At 56.4% G+C, this 22,018-nt stretch carries 23 protein-coding genes; 13 read left to right on the forward strand and 10 right to left on the reverse strand.

Annotated elements, in window-relative coordinates; translation table 11 throughout:
• Window positions 1-106: 106 nt before the first annotated feature.
• Window positions 107-607 (forward strand): cytochrome P460 family protein, encoded by a 501-nt coding sequence (locus JJL52_RS00715; protein WP_202050468.1) that lies wholly within the window; start codon window positions 107-109, stop codon window positions 605-607.
• Between the two features lie 76 nt (window positions 608-683).
• On the opposite strand, the gene JJL52_RS21495 is transcribed toward JJL52_RS00715, so the two are convergent.
• The gene (locus JJL52_RS21495; RefSeq protein ID WP_272901696.1) at window positions 684-812 is read right to left on the reverse strand and encodes an MFS transporter small subunit; all 129 of its coding nucleotides are present in this window, start codon (window positions 810-812) and stop codon (window positions 684-686) included.
• Window positions 813-854: 42 nt separating this feature from the next.
• A complete protein-coding gene (locus JJL52_RS00720) occupies window positions 855-2,255 on the reverse strand; it encodes an L-lactate MFS transporter (protein WP_202050469.1) in 1,401 nt (466 codons plus the stop codon).
• A 339-nt stretch (window positions 2,256-2,594) separates the two neighbouring features.
• Between JJL52_RS00720 and JJL52_RS00725 the strand changes: the two genes are divergently transcribed.
• From JJL52_RS00725 to phoU, 5 genes are all read left to right on the forward strand, one after another.
• A complete protein-coding gene (locus JJL52_RS00725; RefSeq protein WP_236993958.1) occupies window positions 2,595-3,587 on the forward strand; it encodes a PstS family phosphate ABC transporter substrate-binding protein in 993 nt (330 codons plus the stop codon).
• A gap of 193 nt (window positions 3,588-3,780) precedes the next feature.
• Window positions 3,781-6,057, forward strand: coding sequence for an ABC transporter permease subunit (locus JJL52_RS00730; protein WP_202050470.1), 2,277 nt, complete (start codon window positions 3,781-3,783; stop codon window positions 6,055-6,057).
• Window positions 6,054-7,709, forward strand: coding sequence for a phosphate ABC transporter permease PstA (pstA, locus tag JJL52_RS00735; RefSeq protein WP_202050471.1), 1,656 nt, complete (start codon window positions 6,054-6,056; stop codon window positions 7,707-7,709). Before JJL52_RS00730 ends, pstA begins: the two co-directional genes overlap by 4 nt.
• Window positions 7,710-7,714: 5 nt before the next feature.
• Window positions 7,715-8,557: a phosphate ABC transporter ATP-binding protein PstB gene (pstB, locus tag JJL52_RS00740; protein WP_436231502.1), complete on the forward strand. Its 843-nt coding sequence runs from the start codon at window positions 7,715-7,717 to the stop codon at window positions 8,555-8,557.
• A gap of 10 nt (window positions 8,558-8,567) precedes the next feature.
• Window positions 8,568-9,284, forward strand: coding sequence for a phosphate signaling complex protein PhoU (phoU, locus tag JJL52_RS00745; RefSeq protein WP_202050472.1), 717 nt, complete (start codon window positions 8,568-8,570; stop codon window positions 9,282-9,284).
• Window positions 9,285-9,609: 325 nt separating this feature from the next.
• Here the strand turns inward: phoU and JJL52_RS00750 are convergent, their stop codons facing one another.
• Window positions 9,610-10,452: an outer membrane protein assembly factor BamD gene (locus tag JJL52_RS00750; protein ID WP_202050473.1), complete on the reverse strand. Its 843-nt coding sequence runs from the start codon at window positions 10,450-10,452 to the stop codon at window positions 9,610-9,612.
• Between the two features lie 116 nt (window positions 10,453-10,568).
• Here JJL52_RS00750 and rluD point away from each other — a divergent pair, with 116 nt between their 5' ends.
• The 3 genes from rluD to JJL52_RS00765 are packed head-to-tail and all read left to right on the forward strand — an operon-like array spanning window position 10,569 to window position 13,072.
• Window positions 10,569-11,513 carry a 23S rRNA pseudouridine(1911/1915/1917) synthase RluD gene (gene rluD / locus JJL52_RS00755; RefSeq protein WP_202050474.1) on the forward strand — a complete coding sequence of 315 codons (945 nt, stop codon included), beginning with the start codon at window positions 10,569-10,571 and terminating at the stop codon, window positions 11,511-11,513.
• Entirely contained in the window at window positions 11,500-12,237 is a 738-nt protein-coding gene (pgeF, locus tag JJL52_RS00760) for a peptidoglycan editing factor PgeF (protein WP_202050475.1), read from the forward strand. Before rluD ends, pgeF begins: the two co-directional genes overlap by 14 nt.
• 4 nt (window positions 12,238-12,241) lie before the next feature.
• A complete protein-coding gene (locus JJL52_RS00765) occupies window positions 12,242-13,072 on the forward strand; it encodes a ZIP family metal transporter (protein WP_202050476.1) in 831 nt (276 codons plus the stop codon).
• A gap of 60 nt (window positions 13,073-13,132) precedes the next feature.
• On the opposite strand, the gene JJL52_RS00770 is transcribed toward JJL52_RS00765, so the two are convergent.
• Complete coding sequence (locus JJL52_RS00770) at window positions 13,133-14,767, reverse strand: alpha-D-glucose phosphate-specific phosphoglucomutase (RefSeq protein WP_202050477.1); 1,635 nt, start codon at window positions 14,765-14,767, stop codon at window positions 13,133-13,135.
• Window positions 14,768-14,838: 71 nt separating this feature from the next.
• On the opposite strand from JJL52_RS00770, the gene JJL52_RS00775 reads away from it, so the two are divergent.
• Window positions 14,839-15,381 (forward strand): L,D-transpeptidase family protein, encoded by a 543-nt coding sequence (locus tag JJL52_RS00775; protein ID WP_202050478.1) that lies wholly within the window; start codon window positions 14,839-14,841, stop codon window positions 15,379-15,381.
• Window positions 15,382-15,464: 83 nt separating this feature from the next.
• The gene (locus JJL52_RS00780) at window positions 15,465-15,743 is read left to right on the forward strand and encodes an Lpp/OprI family alanine-zipper lipoprotein (RefSeq protein ID WP_202050479.1); all 279 of its coding nucleotides are present in this window, start codon (window positions 15,465-15,467) and stop codon (window positions 15,741-15,743) included.
• Window positions 15,744-15,862: 119 nt separating this feature from the next.
• On the opposite strand, the gene rdgC is transcribed toward JJL52_RS00780, so the two are convergent.
• Window positions 15,863-16,771: a recombination-associated protein RdgC gene (gene rdgC / locus JJL52_RS00785; RefSeq protein ID WP_202050480.1), complete on the reverse strand. Its 909-nt coding sequence runs from the start codon at window positions 16,769-16,771 to the stop codon at window positions 15,863-15,865.
• Window positions 16,772-16,860: 89 nt separating this feature from the next.
• On the opposite strand from rdgC, the gene JJL52_RS00790 reads away from it, so the two are divergent.
• Complete coding sequence (locus JJL52_RS00790; protein ID WP_202050481.1) at window positions 16,861-17,391, forward strand: DNA-deoxyinosine glycosylase; 531 nt, start codon at window positions 16,861-16,863, stop codon at window positions 17,389-17,391.
• A gap of 42 nt (window positions 17,392-17,433) precedes the next feature.
• Window positions 17,434-18,039, forward strand: coding sequence for a ribosome biogenesis factor YjgA (gene yjgA / locus JJL52_RS00795; protein ID WP_202050482.1), 606 nt, complete (start codon window positions 17,434-17,436; stop codon window positions 18,037-18,039).
• A gap of 75 nt (window positions 18,040-18,114) precedes the next feature.
• Here the strand turns inward: yjgA and JJL52_RS00800 are convergent, their stop codons facing one another.
• The 5 genes from JJL52_RS00800 to dapF all read right to left on the reverse strand — a co-directional run bounded on the left by JJL52_RS00800 (window position 18,115) and on the right by dapF (window position 21,981).
• The gene (locus JJL52_RS00800) at window positions 18,115-18,414 is read right to left on the reverse strand and encodes a DUF4389 domain-containing protein (protein ID WP_031429781.1); all 300 of its coding nucleotides are present in this window, start codon (window positions 18,412-18,414) and stop codon (window positions 18,115-18,117) included.
• Between the two features lie 7 nt (window positions 18,415-18,421).
• The gene (locus JJL52_RS00805; RefSeq protein WP_202050483.1) at window positions 18,422-19,453 is read right to left on the reverse strand and encodes a DUF2333 family protein; all 1,032 of its coding nucleotides are present in this window, start codon (window positions 19,451-19,453) and stop codon (window positions 18,422-18,424) included.
• Between the two features lie 101 nt (window positions 19,454-19,554).
• Entirely contained in the window at window positions 19,555-20,466 is a 912-nt protein-coding gene (xerC, locus tag JJL52_RS00810; RefSeq protein WP_202050484.1) for a tyrosine recombinase XerC, read from the reverse strand.
• Entirely contained in the window at window positions 20,459-21,157 is a 699-nt protein-coding gene (locus JJL52_RS00815) for a DUF484 family protein (protein ID WP_202050485.1), read from the reverse strand. The genes xerC and JJL52_RS00815 overlap by 8 nt, the downstream gene beginning before the upstream one ends.
• On the reverse strand, window positions 21,154-21,981 hold the full coding sequence (dapF, locus tag JJL52_RS00820) for a diaminopimelate epimerase (protein WP_202050486.1): 828 nt from the start codon (window positions 21,979-21,981) through the stop codon (window positions 21,154-21,156). Before dapF ends, JJL52_RS00815 begins: the two co-directional genes overlap by 4 nt.
• Between the last annotated feature and the right edge of the window lie 37 nt (window positions 21,982-22,018).

Below are 22,018 nucleotides of genomic sequence, written 5' to 3' on the forward strand. Positions count from 1 at the left end.
AATCCGGTATAATCCGGTCAATGAGAGATGGCGCCGCCTGTGCCTGAACATCCGTTTCCGGCGCCTCGGCTTACCTCTCATTGCCCACTTATCCGAGGAGAAACCGATGAAATTGACCATTGCCTTAACCCTTGGCGCCTGGTTTGCCGCCGGCGCAGCCTGGGCTGCCGAAAAACCGGCGCCGGCGCCGAACGGGATCGAACTGCCGGCGTATTACAAAAACTGGCGCGTGATCGGCGTATCAGAGCGCCAGGATAAGGAGTCGTTGCGGGTCATTGTCGGCAATGACACGGCGGTCGATGCCGCCCGGACCGGCAATACTCATCCCTGGCCCGAAGGCAGCATTCTCGGCAAGATCGCCTGGAAGAACCAGACTCATCCCAACTGGCCGGCGGCGACCGTGCCCGGCGAATTCGTGCACGCCGAATTCATGATCAAGGATTCGGCGAAATACGCGAAAACCGGCGGCTGGGGATTTGCGCGCTGGCTCGGCATGGAACAGAAGCCGTACGGACAGGACGCGTCATTCGTGCAGGAATGCATGGCCTGCCATGCTCAGGTCAAGGACAACGATTCGGTCTTTACGCATCCCGCGCCGCTGCCGTAAAGGAGTAGGGTACGCTGCGCGTACCGCTTTTGGCCGCAATAAACGGGAGAGGCCGGATGAGCCGCCTCTCCCAAGGTCAATTGAACAGCGCCATCGCTTTCTTCAACGTCGACCAGATGCCCCAGGTCAGCGGGGTGGCGACATACAGCCAGAACAGTATCACCAGCGCCAGGGGAGTGGATTTTGGACGGTCGTCGGGTTTCATCGGGTCGCTTCCTTAAAATCGAACAGGTAAAATCGAATGGCTTTAATGGGCATCGGACGCGGCCTGATGCGGAAAAACACCGTCGAGTTCATCGAACTCGTCATGGCGCATGTGGTGTTTTTCATGAACCGGCCGGATCAGCATATTGCAGAGGAAGCCGGCCGCCAAAATGCCGGCCATGATGTACATCGTCACGTTATACGCCTCCGCCTTCGCGACGCCCTGCTCGATCTGGAACTCGCGGATGTAATTGACGAGTACCGGCCCGGCTACGCCGGCGGTCGACCAGGCGGTCAATAGGCGCCCGTGGATGCCGCCGACATAACGGGTGCCGAAAATATCGGCCAGATACGCCGGAATCGTCGCAAAACCGCCGCCGTACATGCTCATGATGACCGCGTACAGTAAGATAAACAGGCCGATGTTGCCGAGCCGGCCCATCGTCGGAACGGAGGCGTACAGCACCGCGCCGAGCGCAAAAAAAATGATGTAGGTGTTTTTGCGGCCCAGGAAGTCGGACGCCGAAGACCAGAAAAAACGGCCGCCCATGTTGAACAGGCTGAGCAGGCCGACGAAACCGGCCGCGGCCGCCGGCGTTACCGCGCCTTTGAACATTTCTTGGATCATCACTGATGCCTGGCCCAGTACTCCGATCCCGGCGGTCACGTTCAGGCACAACACCAGCCAGAGCAGATAAAACTGCGGCGTCAGCAAGGCCCGATCGATATGCACATGACTTTTCGTGATCATCTTGTTTTCGATGATCGGGGGTGTCCAGCCTTCGGGTTTCCAGCCGTTCGGCGGAATCCGTATCGTCAGCGCGCCGATCAGCATCGAAACGAAGTATAGGCTGCCCATCACCAGGAAAGTTTCAAGGACCCCCACCGAGGTCGCGGATTTGAAATGGTCCATCAGCAGCACCGCAAGCGGTGCGCCAATCATTGCGCCGCCGCCGAACCCCATGATCGCCATGCCGGTCGCCATGCCGCGCCGGTCCGGAAACCATTTGATCAGCGTCGATACCGGCGAGACGTAGCCGAGGCCCAGCCCGATGCCGCCGATGATGCCGTAGCCGACATAAATCAGCCAGATCTGATGCAGGTGGATGCCGAGCGCCGAGATCCAGAACCCGCCGCCGAAGCAGCAGGCAGCGACCAGCATCGTCAACCGGGGGCCGACCTTTTCCAGCCATTTGCCGCCGAATGCGGCGGACAAGCCCAAAAATACGATCGCCAGACTGAAAGTCCAGCCGAGCGTCGTCAGTTTCCAGTCGTCCGGTGCAGGCTCGGTGATGCCGATCACCTTGGTCAAAGGGTCGTTGAAAACGCTAAAGGCGTAGGCCTGGCCGATGCACAGATGCACGGACAGCGCGGCGGGCGGCACCATCCAGCGGTTATAGCCTCGGGAGGCGATGATACGTTGCTTGGAAAAAAAACCGGACATTCGGGGCAAGCTCCTCGGTGATGGCTTGGCATATTAAAAAATAAATGGGCGGCGGAACGGCGCCCGGATGGGACGATTCGATCTTAAAAAAACTTACCAAAACGCTATTCTACTCTGACTGGAGGGCGCGAATCCACCGGCTTTGGGATGGCTGGGAGAGGAGTCGAAAGAAGTATTTCACCTTGCACGGCTCGCCGTGCATGGTGTCGGTTAAACTAGGCCCTGTCGCATGAGTTTGCGCGGAAAACCTTACGGCTGTCATAATTCTGTCACATTCGATGTCTAACCTATGCACCAGAAAACGAACCCGTCTACCTATCCATATTATTGAGAGTCAATATGAAATTGTTCTTTAAGAAAACATCGCTGGCCTTGGCCTTGGCTTTGGGCGCGGCGTCGTTCGCCCCATTCGGCAGCCAGGCGGCCGCCAAACTGGCGGTCGACCCGGCTTTGCCCGCCTATCAGACCGCCAGCGGGATTTCGGGCAACTTGTCCAGCGTCGGTTCCGATACCTTGGCCAACCTGATGACTCTGTGGGCCGAGACCTTCAACCGTTTTTACCCCAACGTGAACATTCAGATTCAGGCCGCGGGTTCTTCGACCGCGCCGCCGGCGTTGACCGAAGGCACTTCGAACTTGGGGCCGATGAGCCGGGAAATGAAAGACGATGAAATCGAGGCTTTCGAAGACAAATACGGCTATAAGCCGACCGCGGTTCCGGTAGCCGTCGACGCGTTGGCTGTGTTGGTAAATAAAGACAATCCGATCAAAGGCCTGTCGATGGATCAAGTCGATGCGATCTTCTCCACGACGCTGAAATGCGGCGCCAATAAAGAAATCGAAACCTGGGGCGATGCCGGCGTGCCTGCGTGGGGTGCGAAAAGCATTCAGTTGTACGGACGCAACTCGGTTTCCGGCACCTACGGTTATTTCAAGGAACACGCGCTCTGCAAGGGCGATTTCAAGAGTAACGTGAACGAGCAGCCGGGTTCGGCTTCGGTCGTGCAGTCGGTCACTTCCTCGACCAACGGTATCGGTTATTCCGGTATGGGCTATTCGACTTCCGGCGTCAGAATGGTGCCGCTGGCGAAAAAAGGCAGCACCGATTATATCGAAGCGACACCCGAAAATGCGCTCAAAGGTACTTATCCTTTGACCCGCTATTTGTTCATCTACGTGAACAAAAAGCCTAACCAGCCGCTGCCGCCTCTTGAAAAAGAATTCATGAGGATGGTGCTGTCGAAGGAAGGACAGGAAGTCGTGATCAAGGACGGCTATATTCCGCTGCCTGTCAAGGTAGTCGAAAAGTATCTGGAAGCGCTCGATAAATAATGGATTTCCGCAGTCTCATCCCCTCCTGTTCATGGTAAGGGCAAAAAGTCGGTGAATAGCGGCAAAAACTGCCGGTACTTACCCATCTCACGACATTGCTCATGTAAACGGCCAAGATTGATTCGATATATCTTGGCCGTTTTTTTTTCGAGATTGTTATATCATTGTCACTTTTGAAAGCTAGCATCTACGCATGTCTGAAACTTACAGCTTGAGGAACGCGTCTGGCTCTATCCAGCAATCGGCCGCCGGTTATTATCAAAGGTGGCGCCTGATCAAGGACGCCCTGGCCCGTTATGGCGTCATCGTCGGAGGGCTCGGCATCCTGGCCGCGATCATTCTGATTTTCTTTTACCTGTTGTATGTGGTTTATCCGCTCTTTGTCGGCGCTTCGGCCTCGCCGGTGAGCCGCTATGCGGTGCCGGAGCCGTCGCTCGGCAAAACGCTATTTCTCGAAATCGAGGAGCAAAACGAGTTGGCGGCCCGTTTCACGGACAGCGGCCGGGTGGTATTTTTCGAAGCGGCGACCGGCAAACCGGTGCTGACGCAGGCGATTGCGCTTCCCGAAGGCGTCTCGGTCACCAGTTTCGCACCGGGCCGTCCGGCGAATGCGGGCGTGTTCGCTTACGGGCTTTCGAACGGCGGCGTTATCGTGGTCAGAAACCACTACAAGGTAACCTATGACAAGGATGTGCGCAAGATAGCGCCGGAACTCAATTATCCGCTCGGAGAGGCGCCGCTGATGATCGGCGAGCAAGGGGTGCCGCTCGACAAGGTTGCCGTCAAATGGGAAGACGATGCGACGGTGATTGTGGCGAAAACCGGCGGCAAGATTCATTTGGTCAGTTTCGAAAAGGAGCAGTCGTTGTTCGCCGAAGAGTCGGCGGTTCAGCGCACCGATGCGGTAGTGGATACGCCGTCCGAAAATATCGCGCAAATATTGATCGACAAGAACGGAGAAAATCTGTTTCTGGCCGGCAGTGACGGCAGTCTCGGTTTTTTCAATATTGCGGATAAAAATGCGCCGGCGCTCAGGCAGCGCCAGAACGTGGTCGAAACGGGGCTTGCGATTACCAGTCTGGCTTTACTGAACGGCGATCTGTCGCTGCTGGTCGGCGATTCTTCCGGACAGGTTGCGCAGTGGAGCAAAGGCAAGGACGAATTGAACAATGTGGTACTGAAAAAACTCAGAGTCTTCAAGGTTGCCGGTCAGCCCGTCGTTACGATCGATTCCGAGCAGCGGCGCAAGGGCTTCATGACCTTCGATGCCGGCGGAAAAATGGGCCTTTTCAATTCTACGGCGGAAAGGCGCCTCCTGGAAGAACCTCTTGGTGCGCATCCGATTGCGGCAGCGTTGTCGCCTCGCGCGAACGCCTTGCTGATGCAGGGCGAAGACGGCCAAATCCATTTCTGGACCGTCCATAACGAGCACCCGGAAGTTTCGTTCGGGTCGATCTGGGGGAAAGTCTGGTATGAAAGCTACCAGAAGCCCGATTATATCTGGCAGTCGTCTTCGGCGGCGAACGATTTCGAGCCGAAATACAGTATGACGCCGTTGGTTTTCGGCACGCTGAAGGCGGCCTTTTACGCGATGCTGTTCGCCATGCCGCTGTCTTTGCTGGGCGCCGTTTATACCGCTTATTTCATGGCGCCGGCCATGCGCCAGTTGGTCAAGCCGACCATCGAGCTGATGGGCGCGCTGCCGTCGGTGATTCTGGGCTTCCTGGCCGGTTTATGGCTGGCGCCTTTCATCGAAAAGCATCTCGCCGGCATCTTCTCGACACTGATCCTGCTGCCGGTCGGCGTGCTGCTGTTTGCGCTGGGCGGGCAGTTCGTCCCGAAAGCGATCCGGCATAAAATTCCCGAAGGCTGGGAGGGCGCGTTATTGATCCCGGTGATGCTGTTTACCGGCTGGCTCGCATTCCAGGTCAGCGTGCCTCTGGAATCGGCGCTGTTCGGCGGTTCGCTGCGCGACTGGTTCAGTCGCGAGTGGGACATCGGCTACGATCAGCGCAACGCGCTGGTCGTCGGCATCGCGATGGGATTCGCGGTGGTGCCGACCATTTTTTCGATTGCGGAAGACGCGGTGTTCAGCGTGCCGAAGCATCTGACGGTCGGTTCCCTGGCTTTGGGCGCGACCCCGTGGCAGACGGTCACCCGCGTCGTGCTGCTGACTGCCAGCCCCGGCATTTTTTCGGCGGTGATGATCGGGCTAGGCCGGGCGATCGGCGAGACGATGATCGTGTTGATGGCGACCGGCAACACGCCGGTGATGGACTTCAGCGTATTTCAGGGACTCAGAACCCTGGCGGCCAACATCGCGGTCGAGATGCCGGAAGCCGAAGTCGACAGCACGCATTACCGGATCTTGTTTCTGGCGGCGCTGGTATTGTTCCTGTTTACCTTCATCTTCAACACGCTGGCCGAAATCATCCGCCAGCGCCTACGTGAAAAATACAGTTCGTTATGATCAAATCCTGGTTTAAAAGCGGCAATCCGTGGGTGTGGTTTACGGCTTCGGCGGTTAGCGCCTGTCTGATCATGGTGGTGGGCGTACTGGGACTGATCCTCGTACGCGGAATCGGCAATTTCTGGCCGGGCGGCTTGGTGCAGTTCAGCTACCAGGAAGACGGCGGGCAAGTGCATGAAGTGATCGGCGAGCTGATCGATACCAGCATCACGCCGGCGGCGATGGCGAAAGTGGCCGGTTTTGCGATGGCCGACGGCGAAGACGTGCTGGTCCAGTATCAAATCAAGACCGGCAATCGCGATGTATCCGGTTCGGATTTCCGCTGGATCCAGGAACGCCGCATCAAACGGCAAAGCACGCCTCCCGAATTGATCGCGGTGGAACGGCGGGAGTGGGGTAATTTCTACGGCCGCCTGGTCGCCGTCAAGGAAAGCGGCAAGATGATCGCCGAAGGGCCGGAGGCGATGCCGGTACTGCAGGAGCGCCTGGAGGCGGCGCTGGACATTTTCGATAAAATTTCCTATCTCGAAAAAAAGAAAATCGGCGCGGTCAACTACGGACTGGAACGGCTGCGTTTGGAACGGCGCAAACTGGAGCTGGAAAAGCGTTGGGATGCGGATGCGCAACAGCGTATCGCGGCCGAGAGAGCGGTTCTGGACGGAGAATATAAAAAATTCCAAACCGAATTGATGGCGCTGTACCGAGACATCCGCAAGGACAGTTTCGTTGCGGCCGCGGATGACGGCAGCGAACACGAGATCGCGCTGGCCAAGGTGGTTCGGGTTTATCAGCCGAACGAAATGAATGTATTCGGTAAAATCGGCCACTACTTCACCAAATTCGCCGAGTTTCTGGCCGACGATCCGCGCGAGGCGAACACCGAAGGCGGCATTTTTCCGGCGATTTACGGCACCATTCTGATGGTCATTGTCATGTCGATCATCGTAACGCCGTTCGGCGTGATCGCGGCGGTGTATCTGCGCGAATACGCCAAGCAGGGCTTCACCACCCGGCTGATCCGGATCGCGGTGAACAATCTGGCCGGGGTGCCTTCAGTCGTTTACGGCGTGTTCGGCCTCGGCTTCTTCGTCTACATCCTGGGCGGCAAGATCGACCGCCTGTTTTATCCGGAAGCGGCGCCCGCGCCGGTATTCGGCACTCCCGGCCTGATGTGGGCCTCTATTACATTGGCGCTTTTAACGCTGCCGGTTGTGATCGTGTCGACTGAAGAAGGTCTGGCGCGCATTCCCAAATCGATCCGCGAGGGCAGCCTGGCGCTCGGTGCGACCAAGTTTGAAACGCTTTGGCGGACGGTATTGCCGATGGCAAGTCCTGCGATGATGACCGGCCTGATCTTGGCAGTCGCGCGGGCGGCCGGCGAAGTGGCGCCGTTGATGCTGGTCGGCGTGGTCAAGCTGGCGCCGTCGCTGCCTTTGGACGGCAATTTCCCGTTTTTGCATCTGGAAAGAAAATTCATGCACCTCGGCTTTCATATCTACGACGTGGGCTTCCAGAGCCCGAATGTCGAGGCGGCGCGTCCCTTGGTCTATGCGACATCGCTGCTGCTGGTCCTGGTGATTATCGGGCTCAATCTGTCCGCGATCCTGATCCGCAATCATCTGAGGGAAAAATATCGAGCTCTTGAAGGTTAATCAACATGACAACAGCACAACAAACACGTACCCATGCGATCGACATGAAATCGATCCTGCGCGATACCAAAGGCCAGGCCGAGACCGAGACTTCCGAAGTCTGCATCCGGGTCGACAATTTGAGCCTGTTTTACGGAGAAAAACAGGCCCTGCACAGCATCAATATGGATATTCAGAAACAGAAGGTGACCGCCTACATCGGCCCGAGCGGCTGCGGCAAATCGACGCTGCTCCGCTGCATCAACCGGATGAACGATCTGGTCGACAGCGCCCGGATCGAGGGCCGGATCCTGCTGGACGGCGAGAACATCTACGACAAGTCGGTCAATGTCGCGGCGCTGCGCCGGCGCGTCGGGATGGTGTTCCAGAAGCCGAATCCGTTCCCGAAATCGATCTTCGAAAACGTCGCCTACGGCCTCAGGATTCAGGGCATCAACGATAAAAGAACGCTCGAAGAAACGGTCGAAAAGGCGCTGCGGGGCGCGGCGCTCTGGGATGAAATGAAGGACCGCTTGAACGACAATGCGCTCGGGATGTCCGGCGGTCAGCAGCAGCGTCTGGTGATCGCGCGCGCGATTGCGATCGAGCCCGAGGTGCTGTTGCTGGACGAGCCGGCGTCGGCGCTGGACCCGATCTCGACCCTGAAAATCGAGGAATTGATCAACGAGCTGAAAGAAAAATACACGATCGTAATTGTGACGCACAACATGCAGCAGGCGGCGCGGGTATCCGATTTCACCGCCTTTATGTACATGGGCGAACTGATCGAGATGGGCCCGACCAGCGAACTGTTCACGAATCCGAAAAAACAGCAGACAGAAGATTACATCACCGGCCGTTACGGTTAAGGAGCCGACAATGGAAAACAGTAAGATCGGACAGCATATTTCCGCGCAGTTCAACAAGGAAATCGAAGACATCCGCAATAAGGTGCTGACCATGGGCGGACTCGTCGAGCAGCAGTTGGAGCTGGCGATGCAAGCGTTTTCTTCGGGCGACATCGAAATGGCCGAGCTGGTGATCAAGCAGGACAACCAGGTCGATGCGCTGGAGGTTACAATCGATCGCGAATGTACGCAGATTCTGGCGCTCCGGCAGCCGGCCGCGTTTGATCTGCGCTTGCTGTTGACCGTGATCAAGGTGATCAACGAACTGGAAATCGTCGGCGACCTGGCCGAGCGAATCGCGAAGCTGGCCATCCAATCGGCCGACAGCGACGGCCGGATCGACCAGTATTACGAGATCCAGCACATGGCGAACCTGGTCAAGGACATGCTGCACCGGGCGCTCGACGCGTTCGCGCGGATGAGCATTGAGGATGTGCCGGCGATTACCAGCCTGGACGACAACGTCGACCGCGAATACTCGAGCATCATCCGCCAGCTGATCACGCACATGATGGAAGACCCGCGCAACATCACCCGCACGCTGAACGTACTGTGGACCGTGCGCGCAATGGAACGGATCGGCGACCACGCCTGCTACATCTGCGAGCATCTGATCTATATGGTCAAAGGCGAGGCGGTGCGCCATTTGAGTCGGGAAGAAATGGCGAAGAAGGTTAAGGGCGGTTGAGGCGTACGGCTTCGTAGCCTGATAGGTTGGGTTAACGGCTTTATCGTTAACCCAACACATCAATGCACCCAATGTTGGGTTGCAAAAAGCGCAACCCAATCTACGCAGCTGCCGTCTTCTCTCCTATTATTAGGAAATTCAATGACCAGTCTGTCACCGACGGCTGGGGCGGTTGGAGCCTCTTTATCTAGCAAGCCCGTAGGATGTGCTGAACGAAGTGAAGCGCATCGATCGCGAGCGATGCGCCCTCCTTGCGTCGGCGCATCCTACACTTTTATTTCAGAGGAGTCGCTTACATTCTCCTCTATGCCGCCAATAAAAACCGCTATTTCTCCAGCCCGATAAAATCCCAAACCCTGTGCGAGAACGTCGCTTCGCTGTGTTCGGGGACCGGAGGACCGTCGGGATAATTCAGCTGGTAGATCCGCTCGACATTGGCGGCCTGATCCGGCATGTCCAGTTTGGTATAGGCCTCCTTCAGGACTTCCAGCGCATATGGCACCGCCGGAGTCCGCTGGTATTTTTCGATCACTTCGGATGCCCGGTTGACGGCGGCAACATAAGCCTGGCGTTTGATATAAAAGCGGGCGATATGCACTTCGTGCATCGCCATGTTGTTTCTCAGCGCGGTCATCCGCTGCTTGGCGTCCGCAACATATTTGCTGTTCGGGAAGCGCTTGATCAGTTCCGAGAAATTTTCGTAAGCTTCCTTGGCGGTGCTGATGTCGCGCTGCGAGGAGTCGGTCGGCAGGAAGCGGTCGACGAAGCCGAAGCCGCGGTTGTAGTTGACGAGCCCTTTCAGGTAGTAGGCGTAATCGACGCTCGAATTGCGCGGATTGATCTTGATGAACCGGTCGGCGGCAGCGACCGCTGCGTCGGCGTCCCCGCTTTTATAGTAGGCATAAGCAACGTCGAGCTGGGTTTGCGCGGAGGTTTCCCCGAACGGGTAGCGCGCCTCCAGGGCCTCGTAGATTTTGACCGCTTTTTCGTAATTGCCGGCGTCGACGGCGGTTTGCGCTTCTTGGCGGAATTTTTCGACATTCCAGTCTTTATATTCGTCTTCCGTTTCGGCGTCCTTGCTGAACGAGAAGTTCTTCAGCGATTCGCAGCCGGTCAGCGAGAACGCAAGCCAGCCAATAAATAAACTTTTTAACAAAATTAATCGCATAGTGCTATCGACACGTAGTAATATGATCAGTTTTCGTGCCGGATCAGCAGTTAGCTGATCCGGCACGAAAACTGAACGAGTATAACGTAACACAGAACGAATCAGAAGAACTTGCGATGGAAAGATTGACGGCGGTAGTGCCTTATGAGTTGGCGGGAATGCGTCTGGATCAGGCGTTGGCCGAATTGTTCGCCGACTATTCGAGAACCCGTCTGCAAGCCTGGGTCAAATCGGGCCGTGTGATGGTGAACGGCCGGGCGCTGAAAGCGAAAGACAAGCTGGAAGGCGGCGAAGAGATCGTGCTGGAGGCGGAAGAAGAAGTCGTGGTCGATTCCGAGCCGCAGGACATTCCGCTCGATATCGTTTACGAAGACGAGAGCTTGCTGGTGGTGAACAAGCCGGCCGGCCTGGTCGTGCATCCGGCGGCCGGCAACTGGGACGGCACCCTGCTGAATGCGCTGCTGCATCACGATCCGCATCTTGAAACGCTGCCGCGCGCGGGCATCGTGCACCGGATCGACAAGGAAACCAGCGGCCTGTTGATGATTGCGAAAACGCTGCAGGCACACAATAGCCTAACTCAGCAACTGCAGGAGCGCGAAATCACCCGCGAATACCTTGCCATCACGCGCGGCCGGATGACCGCCGGCGGCACGGTCGACGAGCCGATCGGCCGCCATCCGACCGACCGCAAACGCTACGCGGTCAGGGAATCCGGCAAACATGCGGTTACGCATTACCGGGTGCTGAAGCGGTTTGCGCATCATACCTTTATTCAGGTGATGCTCGAAACCGGGCGTACACATCAGATTCGTGTACATATGGCGCATATCCGCTATCCGCTGCTCGGCGATCCGGTTTACGGCGGCCGTTTCCAGATGCCGCCGGACTGTGGGGAACGGCTCGAAGCCGAACTGCGCAATTTCAAGCGCCAGGCGCTGCATGCGGCCAAGCTGGGTTTATTGCATCCGGTGACCGATGAATACCTGGAGTGGGAACAGCCGTTACCGGAAGACATGGCGCATTTGCTGGAGGCGCTGGAAGCGAATGAACGTCGCTGAACATTTTTTGTTTCCCGAATGGCCTGCGCCAGCCGGCGTGCACGCCGCGACGACGCTCAGGACCGGCGGGCTCAGCATCGGCCCTTATGCGAGCCTGAATCCCGCGCTGCATGTCGGCGACGACCGGGAGACGGTGCTGAAGAATCGCCGGCTGATCCGCGAAAGGCTGGCGTTGCCGTCCGAGCCGGTCTGGCTGGAACAGGTCCACAGCAATGAGGTCGTGAGGGCAGGGACCGTGGCAGGCGTGCCGCAGGCCGATGCCGGTTATACCGACGAGCCGGGTGTGGTGTGCGCGGTGATGACCGCCGATTGTCTGCCGCTGTTGTTCTGTTCGGCTGACGGCGAGCGTGTCGCCGCAGTGCATGCGGGCTGGCGCGGGTTGGCAGGCGGCATTATCGGCAACGCGGTGGCGGCGCTGGGCCGGAAAGACCTACTGGTCTGGCTGGGGCCGGCGATCGGTCCCGAACGTTTCGAAGTGGGCTTCGAGGTGCGCGCGGCGTTCGTGCAAAAATCGCCGGCTTTTGCCGAAGCGTTCAAGCCACATCGGTCGGAAGGCAAATGGCTGGCCGATATTTATCGGCTGGCCCGCATCGAGCTGAATGCCCTCGGGGTAACAAGCATCTATGGCGGCCGGTTTTGCACGGTTGCCGAACGGGACCGCTTTTTTTCCTACCGTCGGGATGCGGTCACGGGACGCATGGCGACATTGATCTGGAGAGATTGAACGCGTGAATTTATTGTTGTTGATCATCGTTTTTACGGCACTCGGCGGTGTATTGAGTGTGCTCGCGGCCGCGTTGTTTCTCTTGCTGCCGGACCGGTTGCGGAACCATGTGCTGCCGCACGGCATCAGCTTCGCGATCGGTGCATTGCTCGCCGTCTCTTTCTGGGGATTGATTCCGCATGCTTTCGAGGAAGTCGCGCCGGGGCAGTTCCGTGGCTTGTCCGCTACGATTCTGGCCGGGATCCTGATCTTCTTCGTGCTCGAAAAGCTCTTGATCTGGCGTCATTGCCATTTCAATGCATGCGAGGCGCACGGCGAGGAAACCCATGATCACGATCACGACAGCCCCCTGCATAGCCACAGCCACGGGCACCGGCATTCGGCCGGCGCGCTGATCATTGTCGGCGACAGCATTCATAATTTTGTCGATGGGATTTTGATCGCGGCGGCCTTTCTGACCGATCCGAAACTCGGCATGGTGACCAGCCTGGCAGTTGCGGCGCACGAAATTCCGCAGGAAGTCGGAGATTTTGCGATCTTACTGCATAACGGTTATACGAAGCGCAAAGCGCTGACCTATAACATCCTGTCCAGCTTCGCGACGGTGTTGGGAGGGATGCTGGCTTATTTCAGCCTCGAAGACCTGGATCATATCCTGCCTTACATCCTGGCGTTGGCGGCATCGAGTTTCATCTACGTTGCGGTGGCGGATCTGATACCGACCCTGCATAAGAAAACCCAATTGAAAGACTCGCTGGAACAGATTGCGCTGATCGCGGCAGGCGTGCTGCTGATTTGCGTGATGCACGGCATTGCGCACAGTCTCGAGGGTTAAATTAAGGGCAAGGCGGCGGGCTTCGATTTTCGCCCTTTGCCTTGCGCCTTTGGCCGGCTGTTAAGTAATCACATTCGGCGCCGTTCTTCCGGTGCGCATTTTGACTTCGCAGAGTTGTTCGGCCAGTCCGATCAGTTCGGCCAATGCTTCCTGTGCGTCCTGATCGTGCTTGGACGGCTCTGCTTCGAATTTCTCCAGGTAGATCCGGAGCGTCGCCCCGACCGTGCCGGTGCCGGACAGGCGGAATACGATCCGCGAGCCGTCCGTGAAGCCCACCCGGATGCCCTGGTTTTTACTGATGCTGCCGTCGACCGGATCGGCATAGCCGAATTCGTCGGCGAACTTGACCGTAAACTCGCCGAAGGTTTGGCCGGGCAGGGTGGGCAACTGATTGCGCAGGTGCTCGACAATCCCGTTTGCGATTTCGGTTTCGACCGCCTCGTAATCGTGCCGGCTGTAAATGTCGCGGCCGAATTTTTGCCAGTGCTCGTGCACGATGTCCGCAACCGGCTGACGCCTTCTTGCGATCAGGTTCAGCCAGAACAGCACGGCCCAGAGTCCGTCTTTTTCGCGGACATGGTTCGAGCCGGTCCCGAAGCTTTCTTCGCCGCACAGCGTGATCTTGCCCGCATCGAGTAGGTTGCCGAAAAATTTCCAGCCGGTCGGTGTTTCGAAACACGGCAGCTTGTAGGCGGCTGCGACCCGGTCCACCGCCTGGCTGGTCGGCATTGACCGCGCGACGCCGCTCAGGCCTTTGGCGTAGCCTGGAATCAGCTGCGCATTCGCCGCCATGATGGCCAGACTGTCGCTCGGCGTGACGAAAATCTGACTGCCGGTGATCATGTTGCGGTCGCCGTCGCCGTCCGAGGCCGCGCCGAAGGTCGGCGCATTCGGGCCGAACATCAGTTCGGCCAGCTCGTGCGCGTGCGCGAGGTTCGGGTCGGGATGGTGGCCGCCGAAATCTTCCAGGGGCGTCGCGTTGATCACTGAATCTTCCGGCGCCCCGAGCATTTCGACCAGAATCCGTTTCGCGTAGGGGCCGGTGATCGCATGCATCGCATCGAAACGCAGGGTGATATAACCGGAGCCGATGCTTTGCTTCAGCAGGTTGAAGTCGAAGATCGACTGCATCAATTCCGCGTAATCGCTGACCGGGTCGATGATCGTGATCTTGAGATGGTCGATTTGCGTGCTGCCGATCGTGTCGAGATCGACGTCGTCCATTTCGGCGATCCGGTAACTGTCGATCGTCAGGCTGCGCTGGTAAAATGCGTTCGTGTATTTTTCGGGAGCCGGTCCGCCGTTGCTGACATTGTATTTGATTCCGAAATCGTCGTCGGGTCCGCCCGGATTGTGGCTGGCTGACAGAATCAGTCCGCCGTAGGCTTCGTACTTGCGAATGATGTGCGACGCGGCGGGAGTAGATAATAAACCGCCTTGTCCTATAAGGAGTTCGGAGAAGCCGTTGGCTGCCGCCATTTTGATGATGGTCTGGATCGCTTGCCGGTTAAAATAACGGCCATCGCCGCCAAGCACCAGGGTTTTACCGTCGGTTTCATCCAGCGAATCGAAAATTGACTGTACGAAATTTTCGAGGTAACCTTTTTCTTGAAAGACTCTAACTTTCTTTCTAAGTCCGGATGTTCCGGGATTTTGATCGGAGTAGGGTTGAGTTGTTGTTGTATTTATCTGCATGATGAATCCCAAATGCGGCGAGTGACCGGAAGGGTTAAAATACACCAAAATTCCTGTTGAGTGTAGAGAGTATGTTGCGAATTTGTTTATGGCTGCTTAACGTTTTTTTTGCAGGTGTCGCGGTGGCGGGCGAGGATTTTTGGCTGCTGGTCGATACGGAGGCGCTGAAGATTGAAGTCAAAAAAGGCGAAAAGACCGTGGATACGATCGACAATATCGCAATCGGCCGCGGCGGCGCAGGATATAAGGCGCATCGCGGCGATGACATCACTCCTTACGGCGATTATCGGATCGGCTGGGTTGGGCAAAGAAGCAATTTCCGGCGGTTTTTCGGATTGACTTATCCGAACACCCAGGATGCTAGAACGGCCTTGATCAAAGGCATCATCACCAAGCAAACCTATGAGCGGATCGTGGAAGCGAACGAAAGCCATGGGATTCCGCCTCAGAATACGCCTTTAGGCGGACAAATCGGTATACACGGGCTCGGCGCGGCGGATGAGAAAATCCATCGCAGCATGAATTGGACGCATGGCTGCATTGCTATGACCAATACTCAGATCGATCATTTGAGTCGGTACGTGGAGCCGGGGATGGTAGTGAAGATAAAATAGGTTAACATTGGACCGATTTCATGGTACGATGTTCCCGGTAAATTTGTTTTTGTAGTCGTAACTTTTTTTAAAAGGAAAAGAAAATGAAAAAGCTTGTTAAATTATCAATGATCGCATTGGCTGCCAGCTTGGCTGTAGGCTGCGCCACCAACGGAGACATCGAAAATCTGCAAGGCCAAATCGATGGTTTGAAAACAGACGTTGCAAAAGCTTCTTCCGACGCTTCTAGCGCACTGGCTGCGGCTAACGACGCATCTTCACGCGCTGCTGCTGCTGAAGCCGCTGCTAACCGCGCTGCCGACGCTGCTCAAGCTACCAACGACAAGCTGGACAGACTGTTCCACAAAACCATGATGAAATAAGCTCCGGCTTAAATCATATGAAGGCCCGGCGAGCGAAAGCTTCCGGGCTTTTTTATGTCCGTTGTTTTTTGAAGGAAGCCCATCCTGCCCGATCTTGAAGATCGGGCAGGCGATTTGTTTCAGGTCCGGTTTTCGCCGCCGAACCAAGCAGTCAGCCTCGGCAGCAGTTCTGCCAGTTCCCCCGTCATGATCGTGAAATCCGCGTCGAAGCGCTCGGCAGCGCTGCCGGTATCGATGTCGGCCGCCTGCTCCTGCACCATGTCCAGAAACCGCAGCCGTTTCAAAGCCAGATGTTCGTCCAGCACGAAGGCAATCCGTCCGGCCCAGTTTACCGCCAGTTTGATCACCTGCTTGCCCGTATCCAGGTGGTTTTTGATTTCCGGCACGCTGAGGTCGTGCTTCTTGCAGCGGATGATGCCGCCTTCTTCTTGCAGCGCGCGCAGTTCGCATTCGTCTTCGATCGTCAGGTCCTCAGGCGTCTCTTGGGTCAACAGCCACTGCGTCATGTTGACGCTCGGCTTATCTATCGTATTCAACGGGATTGCCGGCAACGAGCCCAGGCATTTGCGCAGGTTGCTGAGCAAGTCTTCCGCGCTTTTGGCGGAGGCGGAGTCGATCAGCAGCCAGCCGCCTTTAGGGTCGATATAGGCATAGGTCTTGCGGGAAAAACGGAAAGCTTTCGGGAGCAGTTCGAAGATCAGTTCGTCTTTCAAGGTGGTGCGTTCTTTTTTGGATAATTTACGCGCTTCGCGGTCTTCGATCTCGCCGATTTTTTCCTGAAGCATCTCGTTGACTACCGCTGTCGGCAACACTTTCTCTTCTTTTTTGCCGCATAGCATCATGAAGCCGTTGGCGGCATGTACCCGCTGATCGGCGGATTTACCGATCGGCTGCGTCCAGCCGAAGCTGAATTCTTCATGCGGTCCGCAAGAGCGGAATTGCAGCGTTTGGAGTTTTTGCTCCAGCTCGCCGGGAGTCAAGGTAAAGGCTTCGGTCAGGCGAAAAATAGTCAGATTCTTGAACCACATGATTTGAGGGGTATCCTATAATTGCGATGAGCCGGCTATTATCGCAAATTTGGCCGGCCTGGCTGACAGTAATTTATTGAGGAAATGCAATGCATGAGATAAGCGGATTTGATCCGATAGCCGCTCCCGATGCGCGGGTGCTGATTTTAGGGTCGATGCCCAGCAAAGTCTCGAAAGCAAAAGAGCAGTACTACGGTCATGCGAAAAACGCGTTCTGGACAATTATGGGGCAATTGTTCGGCGCCGATCCGGATTTATGTTACGGATTGCGCAAGGGAATTTTAATGACGCATCGGATAGCGGTGTGGGATGTCTTGAAAACCTGCCAAAGAGTCGGCAGCCTGGATGGGGACATCGAAATGGATTCGATCGTCGTGAACGATTTTAATGCGTTTTTCAGTCAGCACGGGCAGATCCGGCATGTGTTTTTCAACGGAATGACCCCGGAGAAAATATACCGGAAATTTATCTTGCCCACGCTGCCGGAAAGATTCGCTTATCTGGTGTATCATAGGTTGCCCTCGACCAGTCCGGCCCATGCGACTCTCAGCCTGAAACAAAAACTGGATGCTTGGCAGGAAATCAAGCAGTGCATGGCGGCCGAACTTGCGGAAGGCTGACGAGAACTTGAATAACCGCTGGAAAAACGCTTTAAAAAACGAATGATGATTGAAGAAGATTACTATGAATACGATGAGGAGGTCGAATATTACGCGGTTCGGCCGAATAAAACCCGAATAAAAAAGGAAATTGCCGCGTTATTCAAATTGGGCGAGGAAATGGCCGGCTTGGCGCCCGATCAGCTGGAGAGGCTGGTGTTGCCTGAGAAGATTCTGCAAGCGGTTCGCGAGGTTTCCGGCATGCCTCATACAGGCGCGCGCAAGCGCTTGTTGAAATATATTGCGGGTCAACTGCACCAGATTGATGTCGAGCCGTATGTCGAAAAATTGGCGCGCCTCAAAAACAAAAGCGCGCATGCAGTCCGGGAGCATCATCTTGCCGAACAATGGCGCGACCGCTTGATTTCTGAGGGGAATGAAGCGGTGACAGAGTTGCTGGACGACTATCCCGAAGCCGACAGCCAGCAATTGCGGCAGCTGATCCGCAATGCGCAGAAAGAAATCGCCGCTGCGAAGCCGCCCAAATCGTCGCGGCTGTTATACCGCTACATCAAAGATCTGCTGCAGAACGACGGGCTTGCGGCTGAAGAAGATGAATCGGAGGTCGATGAAGACGATGCGTTCGGAGAGGATCGGGAAGAGATTTGATCGTGTTTTTCTCGGCGGAGGAAGCGGAGGGATGATGAAAGCACCCTATCATCCCATCCCGAGAATGCGTAGAAATTATTTTTCCGGCATCTTCAATTCGGCTGTCTGATTCCAGTCCGAAAATGGAAAAGGCAGAGCTTCGGTATTGAAAGTCATGAACAGCAGGATGTGATAAGTATATACCGACAGGCTGCGCCCGAGATTCAGAATGTTTTTATTCGCCTTGCCGGTCAGCAGGGTCGAGGCGACCTGCAGCAGAATGACCGCCCACAGCAGCATCCTGACCAAGCCGCCGATCGCGGCAAAAATCAGCATAAAGAAAATTCTTTTCCAGGTGTCGATATTGGTCAGGTTGTAGTTGATCTGTTCATCCATTCGTTTTTTAACCTCGGTTCATAATGTCGCGCAAGTCCAGGGCGGATGCGTTTGCGCGGGCGATATAGGTCGCCATCGTTAAAGAGTAGTTCGCGAACAGGCCGTAGCCGCTGCCGTTCAGAATCATCGGGCTCAGGATCGGCGCCATTGCGTTTTCGAGCGATTTGATCATGATGTCGACCGTGTTCATCGCGCGCTTGTCGAGCAGGATGTCGTGAAAATCGTATTTGACCGCTTTCAGGATGTGCAGCAGTGCCCAGCTGGCGCCGCGCGCTTCGTAAAACACGTCGTCGATCTGCAGCCACGGAGTCTGAGGCAGCGCCGCGGCCTTCTGGTTGCGGGTATTCACGTCGACATCGGGATCGACCACAGCCAGGGCCGGATTGATTTCGGCGCCTCCCGTGCTGGCGCTGAGCCGTGTCGAGAGGTTGCCCAGGCGCTTGATTACCAGTTCGGTATATTGCCACAGGTTGTCCGCGCGCGAATAAAATTGCGCCCGTTTGACTCCGCCGCCCCATTTCTGCAGGCGCGACATGTAATTGTGCAAGGCGTCCACGCCTTTTTGGTACTCGGCTTCAGTCGACGGCAAGGCCCAGGAATCGTTCTCGTAATAGAAATACGGCTCGGCGATTTTCAGATCGGGGTCTTCGTCGGATTGCGACTGATCGCGCGCAAAGTGGTTGCGAAGCGCGGACGTCGCGTCGCGGAGCATCACCAGCGCGCCGTATTCGAAATTCGAGATGTTATCCAGAAACAAGCCGGGCGGAGCCACGTCATTGGTGATATAGCCGCCGGATTTATGCAGCAGGACTTCGGCAATATGGGCCAGCGTGTTGGTGTAGGTATAGCCTAGCGGAATATCGGTGGTATTGGTGATTTTGGCGCGCTCCATCGCTTCTTCCTGGACGTTGAACTGGTCCGGCTCGCTGCCCCACCAGGCGCCTAAAATCAAAATGATGACGAGTGTCGCAAGTAGCAGAACGCCAAAGCCCCAGAGTACTCCTCTCGATTTAGTGTCTTCAAATTCGTTTGCCGCCATTACTGGAATCCTGTATGAACTGTGTCGCTTCAGGTAACTGATTGCTTTGGTTTTAAAATAACCTGCATGGTAGCAGATTTTGGATTTTTTTTCGCCTGCAATTAGGGGTCGCGTATTTTTTTTGCCCGCGGATGGGCCTGGTCGTAAACGTCGGCGAGATGTTGAAAATCCAGATGCGTGTAGATTTGAGTCGTACCGATATTGCTATGGCCGAGCAGCTCCTGTATCGCACGCAGGTCGCGGCTCGATTCGAGCAAATGGCTCGCAAAAGAGTGCCGGAGCATGTGCGGATGGATGTGTTCGGCTATTCCTTTGGCGAGGCACCAGCGTTCGAGGCGCAGCTGTACGCTGCGGACTCCGAGCCGGAATCCTTTGGATGAAGTGAATAACGCATTTTCCTTCACATCGGCGGTGCCGTTCCGGAGCGGCAGCCATTTTCGGATCGCCTCGGCCGCCTTGCTGCCGATCGGCAGGATTCTGGCTTTGCCGCCTTTGCCCGATTTGACGGTCAGCGTTTGATCGTCCAAATCGGCATCGTTCAGGTTTAGCGCGGCCAGTTCGCTAAGGCGCAGGCCGCTCGAATAGAACAGTTCGAACATCGCCAGATCGCGGATTTCCAGATCCGAGTGCGCGCCGGCCTCCAGTAATCCCGTCACCTGGTCGACGTCGAGCGTTTTCGGCAGTTTACGCGGCTGTTTGGGCGCCTGCACATGTTCGGCCGGATTGATTTCAATGCGTCTTTTTTTCAGCAGAAACTGGTAAAAGCTGCGCATTGCCGACAATTCGCGCTGCAGGCTTTTGCTGCCGATCCCCTGGCGGTGACGTGCGGCGATATGCGCGCGAATGTGCGGCTGGCTAACGCCGGAAAAATGTTGAATCGATTTTTCATTGCAAAAGTCTGCCAACCGTTCAAGATCGCGGCGATAACTGCTCACCGTGTGCTTCGAGGCGCGCCGTTCGACTTCCAGTTCGCGGAGAAACTCATCCAGCCATTGCCGTGCCTCGCTATGCATAGTTTTTCTGCAAGAGCAGAGACAGGAGGCGCGCGCCGATGATTTCGCTCATGTGGGTCAAAAAGAAACTGCCCATGCTGTAATGGAAGCGGTCGTTGCTGCGGCTGCCGATCGCGAGTATCCCGCTTGGGCCGGCATCCCCGAACTGCATCGGAATGATCGCGGCGGACTGAACCTCGAGTGCTGCCGGGCCGAACAGCACTTTGGCCTGGGCCAGGGTAGGACGGCCGAATTTAAGCTGTCCCCCGGAGAGTATCGGCAGGAAATGTTCCGATTCGGCGCTGCCGGGTGCGAGAAAAAGCTGCGGCAGTGCCGCGCTCGGGGTGTCGGTAATGATCCGGATCGCGACGAAATCGGTCACGAAATAGCCGGACAAGACTTCTTCCAAGCTTGCGACCGCTTCTTCGAGCGTTGAGGTCTCGAGCAGCGCCAGCGTCAGTTTGTGCATCCGGCTGAATGAGGTATCGTTATTTTTGGCGATTTCGATCAGGGAAGCGAGTTGGGCTTCCATTTCCTGATTCCGGTTGCGAAGTATTTCGAGCTGCTTCGAAATCAGCGAGACCGCATTGCCGCTCGGATGCGGTATCAGGAGATCTTCCAGCAAATCCAGATGGTCGTTGAAAAATTCCGGATTGGCGCGCAAATAATCCGCAACCTGGTCCGAAGTCAAAGCGTTTTGCGGTTCGCTCATGGCTCGATCGTCCCCTCGAAAACGGAAATGGCGGGTCCGCTCATCAGCACCGGTTGGCCGCGGCCGGCCCAGCTGATTTTTAACGGGCCGCCCGGCAATTGCACCTGGACGTGACGGTCGACCAGGCCGCGCTCGATCGCGATCACCGCTGCCGCGCAGGCGCCGCTGCCGCAAGCCAGCGTTTCGGCCGCACCGCGCTCGTACACCCGCAATTTGATATGTTCGCGGTCCACGATCTGCATGAAGCCGATATTTGCGCGTGCCGGAAAAACCGGATGCGATTCCAGGAGGCGCCCGACTGCAGCGACCGGCGCCGCCTCGACATCTTCCACTCGCAGTACCGCATGCGGATTGCCCATCGAGACGGCGCCGAATGCATAGGTTTCGCCGCCGGCGGCCGCCTGATAGCTGTCTGCTTCCTGGTCCGCCAGCAGTGGAATCTCGGTAGGATGATGACGGGGAATGCCCATATTTACGGTGATCTGGCCGTCGGGATCGAATTTCAGCAGCAATTGCCCCGCGTCGGTATCGACGCGGACTTCGTCCTTATCCGACAACCCTTTGTCGCGCACGAAACGTGCGAAGCAGCGGGCGCCGTTGCCGCATTGGCTGACTTCGCTGCCGTCCGCATTGAATATCCGGTACTTGAAATCGGCGTTCGGACTGACCGGTTTTTCGACCAGCAGCAATTGGTCGAAACCGATCCCGAAATGCCGGTCGGCCAAGCGTTTGATCGTTTCGGGTTGCAGGCGCGGCGTTTGGCGGATCGCGTCGATCACGACAAAGTCGTTGCCGAGGCCGTGCATTTTGGTGAAATGAATCATTGAATCAGTAGGTGAGTACGAAAGGTAATCGAATCGA

The organism is Candidatus Methylomicrobium oryzae, assembly GCF_016745425.1.
Classification (GTDB): domain Bacteria; phylum Pseudomonadota; class Gammaproteobacteria; order Methylococcales; family Methylomonadaceae; genus Methylomicrobium; species Methylomicrobium oryzae.

Excerpts from the sequence above, each read along its gene's own strand:
- JJL52_RS00715 (WP_202050468.1), top strand. The coding sequence starts at position 107 with ATGAAATTGACCATTGCCTTAACCCTTGGCGCCTGGTTTGCCGCCGGC.
- JJL52_RS21495 (WP_272901696.1), bottom strand. The coding sequence starts at position 812 with ATGAAACCCGACGACCGTCCAAAATCCACTCCCCTGGCGCTGGTGATA.
- JJL52_RS00720 (WP_202050469.1), bottom strand. The coding sequence starts at position 2,255 with ATGTCCGGTTTTTTTTCCAAGCAACGTATCATCGCCTCCCGAGGCTAT.
- JJL52_RS00725 (WP_236993958.1), top strand. The coding sequence starts at position 2,595 with ATGAAATTGTTCTTTAAGAAAACATCGCTGGCCTTGGCCTTGGCTTTG.
- JJL52_RS00730 (WP_202050470.1), top strand. The coding sequence starts at position 3,781 with ATGTCTGAAACTTACAGCTTGAGGAACGCGTCTGGCTCTATCCAGCAA.
- pstA (WP_202050471.1), top strand. The coding sequence starts at position 6,054 with ATGATCAAATCCTGGTTTAAAAGCGGCAATCCGTGGGTGTGGTTTACG.
- pstB (WP_436231502.1), top strand. The coding sequence starts at position 7,715 with ATGACAACAGCACAACAAACACGTACCCATGCGATCGACATGAAATCG.
- phoU (WP_202050472.1), top strand. The coding sequence starts at position 8,568 with ATGGAAAACAGTAAGATCGGACAGCATATTTCCGCGCAGTTCAACAAG.
- JJL52_RS00750 (WP_202050473.1), bottom strand. The coding sequence starts at position 10,452 with ATGCGATTAATTTTGTTAAAAAGTTTATTTATTGGCTGGCTTGCGTTC.
- rluD (WP_202050474.1), top strand. The coding sequence starts at position 10,569 with ATGGAAAGATTGACGGCGGTAGTGCCTTATGAGTTGGCGGGAATGCGT.
- pgeF (WP_202050475.1), top strand. The coding sequence starts at position 11,500 with ATGAACGTCGCTGAACATTTTTTGTTTCCCGAATGGCCTGCGCCAGCC.
- JJL52_RS00770 (WP_202050477.1), bottom strand. The coding sequence starts at position 14,767 with ATGCAGATAAATACAACAACAACTCAACCCTACTCCGATCAAAATCCC.
- JJL52_RS00775 (WP_202050478.1), top strand. The coding sequence starts at position 14,839 with ATGTTGCGAATTTGTTTATGGCTGCTTAACGTTTTTTTTGCAGGTGTC.
- JJL52_RS00780 (WP_202050479.1), top strand. The coding sequence starts at position 15,465 with ATGAAAAAGCTTGTTAAATTATCAATGATCGCATTGGCTGCCAGCTTG.
- rdgC (WP_202050480.1), bottom strand. The coding sequence starts at position 16,771 with ATGTGGTTCAAGAATCTGACTATTTTTCGCCTGACCGAAGCCTTTACC.
- JJL52_RS00790 (WP_202050481.1), top strand. The coding sequence starts at position 16,861 with ATGCATGAGATAAGCGGATTTGATCCGATAGCCGCTCCCGATGCGCGG.
- yjgA (WP_202050482.1), top strand. The coding sequence starts at position 17,434 with ATGATGATTGAAGAAGATTACTATGAATACGATGAGGAGGTCGAATAT.
- JJL52_RS00800 (WP_031429781.1), bottom strand. The coding sequence starts at position 18,414 with ATGGATGAACAGATCAACTACAACCTGACCAATATCGACACCTGGAAA.
- JJL52_RS00805 (WP_202050483.1), bottom strand. The coding sequence starts at position 19,453 with ATGGCGGCAAACGAATTTGAAGACACTAAATCGAGAGGAGTACTCTGG.
- xerC (WP_202050484.1), bottom strand. The coding sequence starts at position 20,466 with ATGCATAGCGAGGCACGGCAATGGCTGGATGAGTTTCTCCGCGAACTG.
- JJL52_RS00815 (WP_202050485.1), bottom strand. The coding sequence starts at position 21,157 with ATGAGCGAACCGCAAAACGCTTTGACTTCGGACCAGGTTGCGGATTAT.
- dapF (WP_202050486.1), bottom strand. The coding sequence starts at position 21,981 with ATGATTCATTTCACCAAAATGCACGGCCTCGGCAACGACTTTGTCGTG.